The sequence below is a fragment of the Aquimarina sp. RZ0 genome (assembly GCF_008370685.1).
Taxonomy (GTDB): domain Bacteria; phylum Bacteroidota; class Bacteroidia; order Flavobacteriales; family Flavobacteriaceae; genus Aquimarina.
In genome coordinates this window covers 19,477-29,491 of record NZ_VTZU01000080.1, presented here as the reverse complement: position 1 = coordinate 29,491, position 10,015 = coordinate 19,477, and the positions used below count along the sequence as shown (strand labels likewise).

Annotated in this window: 11 protein-coding genes and 1 pseudogene; 7 read left to right on the top strand and 5 right to left on the bottom strand. The window is 33.7% G+C overall.

Features of this window, described 5'->3' with window-relative positions; genetic code table 11:
* The first annotated feature begins 652 nt into the window (after positions 1-652).
* From F0000_RS22650 to F0000_RS22620, 7 genes and pseudogenes are all read left to right on the top strand, one after another.
* On the top strand, positions 653-2,290 hold the full coding sequence (locus tag F0000_RS22650) for an ABC-F family ATP-binding cassette domain-containing protein (RefSeq protein WP_149627004.1): 1,638 nt from the start codon (positions 653-655) through the stop codon (positions 2,288-2,290).
* Positions 2,291-2,549: 259 nt separating this feature from the next.
* Positions 2,550-2,807, top strand: coding sequence for a hypothetical protein (locus F0000_RS22645; protein ID WP_149627003.1), 258 nt, complete (start codon positions 2,550-2,552; stop codon positions 2,805-2,807).
* Positions 2,807-3,499, top strand: a pseudogene (locus F0000_RS22640) (IS66 family transposase); the annotation flags it as partial. The gene F0000_RS22645 and the pseudogene F0000_RS22640, both read left to right, overlap by 1 nt.
* 69 nt (positions 3,500-3,568) lie before the next feature.
* Complete coding sequence (locus F0000_RS28680) at positions 3,569-3,673, top strand: transposase domain-containing protein (RefSeq protein WP_368668138.1); 105 nt, start codon at positions 3,569-3,571, stop codon at positions 3,671-3,673.
* Between the two features lie 170 nt (positions 3,674-3,843).
* Positions 3,844-4,086, top strand: coding sequence for a hypothetical protein (locus F0000_RS22630; protein ID WP_149627000.1), 243 nt, complete (start codon positions 3,844-3,846; stop codon positions 4,084-4,086).
* Between the two features lie 805 nt (positions 4,087-4,891).
* Positions 4,892-5,497, top strand: coding sequence for a hypothetical protein (locus F0000_RS22625; protein ID WP_149626999.1), 606 nt, complete (start codon positions 4,892-4,894; stop codon positions 5,495-5,497).
* A gap of 67 nt (positions 5,498-5,564) precedes the next feature.
* Positions 5,565-6,149 carry a hypothetical protein gene (locus F0000_RS22620; RefSeq protein ID WP_149626998.1) on the top strand — a complete coding sequence of 195 codons (585 nt, stop codon included), beginning with the start codon at positions 5,565-5,567 and terminating at the stop codon, positions 6,147-6,149.
* A 131-nt stretch (positions 6,150-6,280) separates the two neighbouring features.
* Here the strand turns inward: F0000_RS22620 and F0000_RS22615 are convergent, their stop codons facing one another.
* The 5 genes from F0000_RS22615 to F0000_RS22595 form a co-directional block, all read right to left on the bottom strand.
* Entirely contained in the window at positions 6,281-6,553 is a 273-nt protein-coding gene (locus F0000_RS22615) for a hypothetical protein (RefSeq protein ID WP_149626997.1), read from the bottom strand.
* Positions 6,554-6,896: 343 nt separating this feature from the next.
* Positions 6,897-7,694 (bottom strand): hypothetical protein, encoded by a 798-nt coding sequence (locus F0000_RS22610; RefSeq protein WP_149626996.1) that lies wholly within the window; start codon positions 7,692-7,694, stop codon positions 6,897-6,899.
* Positions 7,695-8,019: 325 nt separating this feature from the next.
* Complete coding sequence (locus tag F0000_RS22605) at positions 8,020-8,517, bottom strand: CIA30 family protein (protein WP_149626995.1); 498 nt, start codon at positions 8,515-8,517, stop codon at positions 8,020-8,022.
* A gap of 26 nt (positions 8,518-8,543) precedes the next feature.
* Complete coding sequence (locus tag F0000_RS22600) at positions 8,544-8,711, bottom strand: Lacal_2735 family protein (RefSeq protein WP_149626994.1); 168 nt, start codon at positions 8,709-8,711, stop codon at positions 8,544-8,546.
* A 182-nt stretch (positions 8,712-8,893) separates the two neighbouring features.
* The gene (locus F0000_RS22595) at positions 8,894-9,835 is read right to left on the bottom strand and encodes a carbon-nitrogen hydrolase family protein (protein WP_149626993.1); all 942 of its coding nucleotides are present in this window, start codon (positions 9,833-9,835) and stop codon (positions 8,894-8,896) included.
* Positions 9,836-10,015: the final 180 nt, after the last annotated feature.

The window sequence follows — 10,015 nt, the reverse complement described above, 5'->3', positions numbered from 1 at the left end:
CTCTTGCCAGTCATAAACTGTTCTAGAGCTTTCTTTTCTAATTCTTGCTGTTCTGTCTTTGTCATCTTATCTGAATAATGTATAAATTAAAAATTTAGTATTCAGACAAGGTTATATTTACACTCTCTATTTTCTTATTTTGTAAGTAGTTTTAGAACAAGATATATTTCTATTTCAGTTTCTAATTGGTTCTGAGTAAAAGTTTTTTGAATCCTTTAATAATGTTCCTAAACTCCTATCGGCAGTATTTATACAATAACCATTTCCAACTACATTTCCTGTATTATTAAATTTTTGAGCTTTCTTATTTTCTTTAAGTAATAATGACACTTCATCTTCTCTAAAAACATCTGGGTCAAAAATTCAATCTTAAAACACCCACAAAATAAATTCTCATACTCTCCTTTAAAAGTAGCCTCATCATACTGCAAGAGTATGAATTCGAAAGGCTAAAAATGCTGCAATGTTTGCCTCTTAAAAACTCTGGTAACTTATCATCACGCATTCCTTTGTAGTATGCCGCTTTTTTTTAGTTTTGCACAGTAAATTACCTCGGGGTAAGCCCACGGAGGTATTTATTAGAAAAAACATTTCGATTTCGAGGGAAGCCTTAGAGCATTCAAATCTCGATTATCGAGTAAATAAAAAAAGTATGATTTCTGTAGATGGTATTGCAGTAGCGTTTAGTGGTGAAACCTTGTTTAGTAATGTATCTTTTGTCATTAATGAGAATGATAAAATCGCTCTTATGGGTAAAAATGGAGCAGGAAAATCTACGATGATGAAGATCATTGCAGGGGTTCAGAAAGCTACTCGTGGTCATGTTCGTTGTCCAAAAGAAGCAGTGATTGCTTATTTACCACAGCATTTATTAACAGATGACAACTGCACTGTTTTTGAAGAAGCTTCAAAAGCTTTTAGCCAGATTACAGAGATGCAGCAGGAAATGGATCGCCTCAATACGTCACTAGAAACCAGAACAGATTATGAATCCAAAGAATATATGGAGATCATAGAAAAAGTAACAACGCTGGGAGAAAAGTTTTATGCCATTGAGGAGATCAACTATGATGCAGAAGTAGAAAAAGCATTACAGGGATTAGGGTTTAGACGAGAGGATTTCACAAGACCAACCAGCGAATTTAGCGGTGGATGGAGAATGCGTATCGAACTTGCTAAGATTTTATTGCAAAAGCCTGATCTCATCTTACTGGATGAGCCTACCAATCACGTAGATATTGAATCTGTGATTTGGTTAGAAGATTTTTTATTAAACAAGGCAAAGGCTGTTATTGTCATATCTCACGACAAAGCTTTTATAGATACCATTACGAATCGTACTATAGAAGTAACGATGGGAAGAATTTATGATTATAAAGCAACGTATTCTCATTATCTCCAACTACGTGAAGATCGGCGTGCACATCAGATAAAAGCATATCAGGAACAACAAAAATTTATTGCCGATACTCAAAATTTTATAGATAGATTTAAAGGTACTTATTCTAAAACTAATCAAGTAAACTCCAGAGAGCGCATGCTTGAAAAACTGGAGATCATAGAAATTGATGAGATCGATACTTCATCATTAAAACTTAGCTTTCCTCCGGCTGCCAGGTCTGGAGATTATCCGGTAATTGCCAAAGAATTATCCAAACAGTATGGTGATCATATTGTTTTTAAGAATGCTAATATGTCTATTGCACGTGGAGAAAAGGTCTCTTTTCTGGGAAGAAACGGAGAAGGAAAATCTACAATGATCAAAGCGATTATGGGAGAGATTGATTACGAAGGTCAGTGTGATCTGGGGCATAATGCCAAAGTAGGATATTTTGCACAAAATCAGGCTTCATTGTTAGATCCGGAACTTACCGTTTTTCAGACTGTAGATGAGGTCGCTAAAGGAGATGTAAGAACACAGATTAAAAATATTCTTGGGCAATTTATGTTTGGTGGAGATGCTATTGAGAAAAAGGTAAAGATACTTTCTGGTGGAGAAAGAACACGTCTAGCAATGGTAAAACTATTGCTGGAACCTGTCAATGTATTGATCCTGGATGAGCCTACGAATCATCTGGATATACGATCCAAAGATGTATTAAAAGAAGCCTTATTGTCTTTTGATGGTACCTTGATTCTGGTTTCTCACGATCGTGACTTTTTACAGGGATTATCTAATAAGGTATTTGAGTTTAAGAATCAAAGAGTGATCGAACATTTCGAAACTATCGATGATTTTCTTGTTAGAAACCGAATGGAAAACTTAAAAGAACTAGATCTAAAATCTTAGTCGCTATATGTATGACATCAATGCTGTTTTGAATTTACTTATATAAAACAACATATTTTTCTTAGACGAAAAAAACAAACATTCAGCATTACCCAAAAGACTATAGTTGACCTTTATTCTAAAGAAGTAAGCCTATGGCAAACTGCATATTGTATAGCTGATATTTAGGTTTTAGCTTTGCTGTATGCAAAGAGAAGACACTAAACGAAAACGGGAGATGAATAAAGTTCTAAGGTATTGAAAAAAGAGTACACTCAGTTTGAAGGACTTTGGAGAAACCCAAGGTATTACGTATGGAGTTATGAAATACTGGCACAGGAAATTCAAAGCAGAATTTCCAAAAACTAAGAAAAAAGTAGCCGAGAAAGAAGCTTCCTTTATTCCTGTGGAAGTTGCTACACCAGTATCGATTGCTAAAACAGTTCCTATAGAGATCCATTATCCCAATTGCGTATTTCTGCAATGCTCTTCTGATATCTGCAAAAAGGAACAGAAAAACCTAATCACTCTTTTCTGATGTTTGGACTCACTACTACACATAGGTTTCATTTGTATAGCAAGCCTACCGATATGCGTAAAGGATTTAATGGACTCTGCGGAGTCATACAAATTCAGTTGTCTACATCTCCCACAAATGGTTCTGTATACATTTTCATTAATAAAACACGTGATAAAGTAAAACGAAGAAAAGGAAAACTTCATATGAGCTATCATTGGATACATCATGCGCCTATAGAAGGCTTGGTGTTGTTTAAATATGATCCTAGTAGATCAGAAACAATGTTACAAGAGTATAACGGAACTATACAAACAGATGGATATTCTGGATATCTAAATCTGACCCCAAAAGGAAGTATAAAACTATTGGCCTGTATGGCACATGCCAGACGTTATTTTGAGAATGCACTAGATAATGATGCCTCTAGAGCCAGTTATGCATTGGAACAAATCCAAAAGCTGTATGCCATAGAACGAAAATCAAGAGAACGAAGTATTAACTCAGAAACTAGATTGCGCTACAGAAAGCTATACGCAATACCTATTTTAACAACATTAGAGGTTTGGTTACAACAGCAGACACTACAAGTGCTTCCTAAAAGTGGGATTGGTAAAGCAATTTCCTATACTCTTAAGTTATGAGCCAAACTGGTAGCATATACTAGTGATGGTCGCTATGAAATAGATAACAATCGTATTGAGAATACCATCAGACCCTTGGCACTAGGCAGAAAGAATTATCTATTTGCAGGATCACATAATGTTGCTCAAAAAGCAGCCATGTTATATTCTTTCTTTGCAACTTGTAAGATTAACAATGTAGATCCCTACACTTGGCTGAAAGATATTTTGGAAGAATCCCAGAGCACAAGGCTAATAAACTAGTAGAACTACTTCCATATAACTGGACTAGCGCTAACTAAATAGCCCCAAAATTAATCTTGATTTCATAAAAGCAGTGCTTCTTTGAGGGTATCCTTATCTCTAAAATGTCTTTATATTATAAATCAAGTACACTATAATGTGAATTAGAGTATGCTTACAAAAAAAAAATAATGCCTTTAAATTCATCACAAACAAACTCTGCAGCTGATGCTATGTCAGCAGCAGCAGAATCATTTAAGAAAGACAGACAGAGAACGAAAGAACTGATTCAAACATTAAAAACTGACGCCCAAACTAGGAAAATAAATCCTATAAAAGCTGGCAAAAAAATAGGAGAACTTGCAGAGCAAGTTACAGCGCATAGAAAAACCTTTAAAAAACTGAAAAAAGCAGAAAGAAAATTGAGGATGTAAATTTATTAAAATAAATTTACATCATTCGGATAACTGTAACGTAAGCCTATAGTCATGTACATGGCCATAGGCTTACATTTTACTACTTTTTATAAGCTTATGTTTTGCATCATTATCGGAGGCACAATCTAATCAATGTTCGTTTGAAAATCTGTTAGATAAAGTTATAATCGAGGATATTCAGTATGTAAAGTACACAAGTATAATTAACTTGGAAAATGCACTAAAATATGACAATAACGAATTTTTAGGATTTATTGGTAAAACAAAAGAACGTTTAAAGGAGATTTTAATGTTGAAACTAATTTTCTATTTACCGAATCAATATATGATGATTCTGAAAACTATGGATTCACGACTTTGAATTATACTCTTTCAGCAGAGAAAGAACTTTCTGCTACTGGAATATTTAAAGGTAAAAAGTTATCTTATGGCATAAAAATAAACACGGAGAAATAAACTATGAAGATATTTTTGAAGGGTATGATGGTAGTAGAAATTATCAATTTTAGGTGATTGGACAAATTATAGAACAGGAAAGTCTTCCATCGCATCTTGGGGATATCATAGAATACCTTATTCAGGAGATTTGGATATTGGTGCTGCTGAATTTTCACCGAACGCTAAATATTTTGATTATGGTTAGGGAGACTATAAACCTTGAAAAATTAGTATTAATGGATTAAAGCTTGTAGTATCATTTTTGTTAAGAAGACAAAAGACAATCAGGGAATTATTTAAATAGTTGAATACAATGAAGAAAAGTATCAATTAAGCTTTTGAAGATTATAATAAATAAGATTTTATGGATACAGAAAATTTTCAAAACTTTATTGATGGAATAATCCAACCCGACTTATTGGTAACCCTAGAAACGTATGATTCTTGTGAGGATGATAGAAAGTACCAGTTTATCTTAGCTGAACTTTGTAACCAAGTTAAAACTTTTGCTTTAAGACAAAAATTCACACCTTTCATACAACTAAAGGATAACAAAGGAAACTTTATTTTTAATGACAGGTTAACTATAAAAGTGGAGACAGACGGGGTCAAAGATTTCTATGACTCATTTAATGAGCATCATACAGATCTCATTTATAATGATAGTGATAAGTATAGCGCGTGTTATCTGGTTTCATATATGACAGCAAAAGGGCCTTTGACTTCGATAGGAAAAATAATACTAGAGCATAAACTTTCTGAATTAAATTCTATAGAAATAATATCTCTTCTGCATAAGCCTATCAAGGATTCCGTAAATTATCTGGTAGAAAATGGAGAGGTTTTTCCAGATGAATTCAATATAAATCCTAAGCCCCTATGTCATCATTATGATGATAAAAAAAAGAAGTGGACAATCCATTCTCCATCGGATACCCTAAATTTCACTAGTAATGAGGATTTTTCCTGATTAAGTAATTTCTTTTGCTCAAGTAGAAGTCGTATTGTTATAGAAACAAATAGTTACAGAAGAAAAATTGAATACTTCCGTTATTGAACATACAATTCATTCTATTCTCAATCCGGAATTCCGATGTAAGATCAGTAGAAATCCTATAAGAGATAATACCACTTATGCTTTCATTGATTTTACCACTAAGAAGATAACTCAAAGAATTGATGGTGGAAAAGAAGCTTGCTTGTTGCAAATAGGAGAACGTATTTACCAGCTCGATATGGAGAAAACTTCTATTTTAATCTTTGATGAATGCAATAAGGTTATATGTAACTGTCAGTTTAAAGTAAAGGTTTTTGAACCTAAAGAATCAATTCCTAATTTTGTTTCTGATCTTGTATTTAGCTTTTATCACGAAAAAGATTCCAGAAAGTTCTTCTATTCTATCTGGGTAAAAAATCAAGACAAAATAGTGACAGGATTTGCAGAAACATCAGAGCAAGATTACTGTTTAGCTCATCAAAAAGAAAAAGATATTCTTTGGATTTGCAGCAAACTTATACAAGCACGAGGATTGAATTCCAGTCAAAAGCAAATTGCAAATGTACAGGCAAGAGTTTATGAGGTTGATTTTCAAAAAGGGATATGGAATATCCATAATCATTAGTTTATGCCATTTTTGCTTTAAAATTACCGTAAGCCTATGGCAAACTGCATATTGTATAGCTGATATTTAGGTTTTAGCTTTGCTGTATGCAAAGAGAAGACACTAAACGAAAACGGGAGATGTATAAAGTTCTAAGGTATTGGAAGAAGAGTACACTCAGCTAAGGTTTGTAATCGCTCACTCTTTTGCTTTTCTTTAGAATGAAACAACAGATGCAACTCCTCTAAATTCATCGCACTAATCTCGCTGTAAGTAAAGGTATACTGCTTGAAAAAAGCAATGTATTTGGTTACCGTATTACGGCTAACAGGTAGCTGGGAACTAATCTTTCGCTTGCTTACACCTTCGGTGTAGAGCTTAAATATCTTTTTTATTTTTCGCATTTCTATTTGATGGTTTGCCATAATCTTTTGTTTAAAAAGATTACTTATAACGAACAAATAGAATCGATCTAGTACTGGTTCACTTTAGACCGGAAATAAGTGGTTCACTTTAATCCGGAATGCTATGCTCACTTTCCACTGGAAGGGGTGGTTCACTTTAGCCCGGAACTAGTGGTATACTATAGCCGGATTTTGCACTTTATCATTCAAAATCAAAATTAACCGTAGGCTATGCTGAACTTTTCTTTTTTGCCTAAAGAAAAAAATTGGTGTAAAATAAAAGAGGCTGTCAAAAATTAATTTTTCAGCCTCTTTTATACTTTAAAAATATTGATCTATGAATCGAGAATCAGCTACTATCCGATTATAGTTCAATTTCTTCACTTGTACCATCAGGTAATGTCATAGTAGCAAGGTTATCACACGTACCATCTCCATAATCCAATGTTGCAGTAATATCATTTTTTGTAATGTTTGCTATTCCAGAAACAACATAATCACAGCCTTTTACTTCTACCAGAGGTGTATCAATAACAACTACATAAGAATCCTCATTGATTGTTACATTACATTCTCCTGTAGTAGACTTAGTATATCCTTCTTCATTATAAACTACCTCTATAGTTTTAGTTCCAACGATAACCATAGTCTCGTCTTCACCTTTTTTGATTGTCAGATCTGAAGTTACAATGTACGTACATGTGTTTGTTTCTCCATTATAAACAAAGGTCGTAGTCTTGGTTCCATTTACAGCAAGGTCATTGAATACGAACTCTTCAAACGTTACGGTCGATGACACGGTATTTTCCTCTCTGGTATAACTTACTGTTATCTTACCATCGATCATATTGCCTGCAATATCACAATCTGTAAACGTCAGAGAATAGGAACCTGGTGTACTAAAATCAGATTCTACACAATCATCTGGCAGTGTGCTGGCAGTCCTTCCATTATTTTGTATGTTTAGCGACTGATCCATGACCATGCGGTCTACATATTCTGAAGCTTCCAGAGCTTCTAAGTTTTTCATCACATCTTCCTTAGTGATCTGTTGTTGCTCTGTGACCTGATCTTCATTAGAATCATCATTACAACTAGTCATTACTAAAAAAGCTCCAAGGAATAGGGTAGCTAGTTTTGTATTAAAAAATAATTTGTTCATCTTGTTAATAGTTATGGTTAGTTTAGAAAAACTATACGAAACTTTTTTTAGTATAAATAAATTGTTAATGTTTTTTAAGATAAAACCTAAAAAATGTTAATGATTTATCTTTTTTATTGCGAATAACACATAGTAAAACGGGGAAAAATACGAATAATTTTAAATCAACTGATAACATCTTTACTTGATATAAGGATATCAGCGTGTCTGGTAGTGGTTTTTTAGAGCGTAGCGTAGAAAAATTATATCGAGACCTCATCAAAGTAGCAGTATTATTTGCATCTCGATACACGTTCGTACCTCACGCACTCGATGAGACGGTACATTACTTTAAATAAATAGTATCGATCTCCAGTTTAAATTTCTCAGCTTCTTTATTTGCAATCAAAAATGCTATTTCTTCCAGTGCTTCTCCCGGATAGTTATTCATTTCTAATTTTCTTCCTCTGAATGTTGGATACATAGTGGACAGATTAATTTCGATGGCTTGCCATTCGCCGTTGGTTTCAAAATAACTAATATATGCGTGACGATCAAAAGTATTGGTCTTTATTCTGAATTGATATCGTTTGACATCGCCTCTTAACTGAATCACTATTTTAGTAAAATTGGTTACTTTTTTTGGATCGAAGCGATAATGAACTGAGGAGAAGCCTCCATTATTTTCTAAAGAGACATTTCCCTGATACACAGCATTACCCTTAGAATTCAGATAGAAATCCCCTTTAGATTTACCACCCATCACTCCATCATCTACAACACTCCAGGCAGATAGGTCACTTGTTGTGTTAAAATCAAAAATAAGAAGAGATTGTGTAAACATATATAGGTATAATGCAAAGAAATATATCAATCTTCAATTTCTTTTATTCTTTTTAAGACTTCCTCAGCTTCTGCCTGCTTGTCATCACTAGCGCTGCGATTGCTATGAGATAACTTATATGCTTGTTCCATGAGCTCCTTATACTTTTTCTGAAGTATTTCTTTTTCTGATTTTTTCTTGAATAGTCCAAACATAATTTTTCTTTTAATTATTTTTATTGAGCTCATCCCGACTTTTTCTATTTCCTGAAAAATAAAAAGTCAAGATGCGTTCTTTCTAATATAGACTATATCTGGTAATTTATTTAGAAAGTTTTCATAAAAAAATAAGATTCTGAGAACACGTATTACTGTCAATAATAGAAGTGGTTTAAGCTTTATTGATATTCTCCGGTATTTGTTTCTTTTTTGATTTCTGGTTGTCCCGCTGTCTTAAAAGTAAACATATCATTTCTGGCATAGTGTCCGATTACATCAAAATCTAGTTTACTTTGGTATATTTCATCGATATCTAAAGTGGCGATCAAAGCTCCGCTTTTGCCAAATAATGGTCCTGCAATCACTTCTCCAAGGGGAGAAACAATAATACTACCGCCGGGGCATATGTTTTCTTGTTCATTCTCTACAAGAGACTTATACTTTTGGGGATACATTGATTTTGTATAATACTGATTACATCCTAATACAAAACATCTTCCTTCTAGTGCAATATGTTTCATAGTTGCTGTCCATTGCTCTCTGGAATCGGCAGTAGGAGCAATATAGATTTCTACTCCTTTCTGATACATAGCCATTCGAGCGAGTGGCATATAATTCTCCCAACAGATAAGCCCTCCCAGCTTACCGATTCGAGTACTAAATGTAACCATCGATTCTGCTCCTGCTTCTGCCCAGATAAGTCGTTCTGTTCCTGTAGGTTTAATTTTTCTGTGTACTCCTAGTAATCCATTTGTGGGGGATATATATACCATAGAACAATATAAACTCCCATTAGTATCCTGATTTTCTGTAATCCCGATAACCATATAAATATTTTGAGAAGCGGCTAACTCCTCTAATCTTCTGAGATCATTACTTTGCAGGTTGATACTATTCTTGTAATATTCTGCATACAAAGCTCTCCCTTCTTTGGTTCTGCGACCAATGGTAGCGCCAAAATCAAATCCTCTCGGGTATCCAGGAATAAATGATTCTGGAAAAACAATAAGTTCACATCCCTCTCTCGCATACTTGCTCGTTAGCTCCTCTATTTTGTCTATCGTTTTTTCTTTATTAAAGAAAATGGGATTGTCTTGTATTACACATACTTTTACTGCCATAGTACAATTTTTCTTTAGTCTTAAGAGCTCATCTATGAAATGAAACGCAGAAACATAGTATTCAGATTCTATTTTTGGATTAAAAAATCACTATTCCCGTTACAATATTCTTTTGTCATAGCAATCGCATTGACCTGATTTGTATAAGAATTCTAGTTTCTTTAAAATTATTTCGACTTG

Excerpts from the sequence above, each read along its gene's own strand:
- F0000_RS22615 (WP_149626997.1), bottom strand. The coding sequence starts at position 6,553 with ATGGCAAACCATCAAATAGAAATGCGAAAAATAAAAAAGATATTTAAG.
- F0000_RS22595 (WP_149626993.1), bottom strand. The coding sequence starts at position 9,835 with ATGGCAGTAAAAGTATGTGTAATACAAGACAATCCCATTTTCTTTAAT.
- F0000_RS28680 (WP_368668138.1), top strand. The coding sequence starts at position 3,569 with ATGTTATATTCTTTCTTTGCAACTTGTAAGATTAACAATGTAGATCCC.
- F0000_RS22630 (WP_149627000.1), top strand. The coding sequence starts at position 3,844 with ATGCCTTTAAATTCATCACAAACAAACTCTGCAGCTGATGCTATGTCA.
- F0000_RS22605 (WP_149626995.1), bottom strand. The coding sequence starts at position 8,517 with ATGTTTACACAATCTCTTCTTATTTTTGATTTTAACACAACAAGTGAC.
- F0000_RS22650 (WP_149627004.1), top strand. The coding sequence starts at position 653 with ATGATTTCTGTAGATGGTATTGCAGTAGCGTTTAGTGGTGAAACCTTG.
- F0000_RS22600 (WP_149626994.1), bottom strand. The coding sequence starts at position 8,711 with ATGTTTGGACTATTCAAGAAAAAATCAGAAAAAGAAATACTTCAGAAA.
- F0000_RS22625 (WP_149626999.1), top strand. The coding sequence starts at position 4,892 with ATGGATACAGAAAATTTTCAAAACTTTATTGATGGAATAATCCAACCC.
- F0000_RS22610 (WP_149626996.1), bottom strand. The coding sequence starts at position 7,694 with ATGAACAAATTATTTTTTAATACAAAACTAGCTACCCTATTCCTTGGA.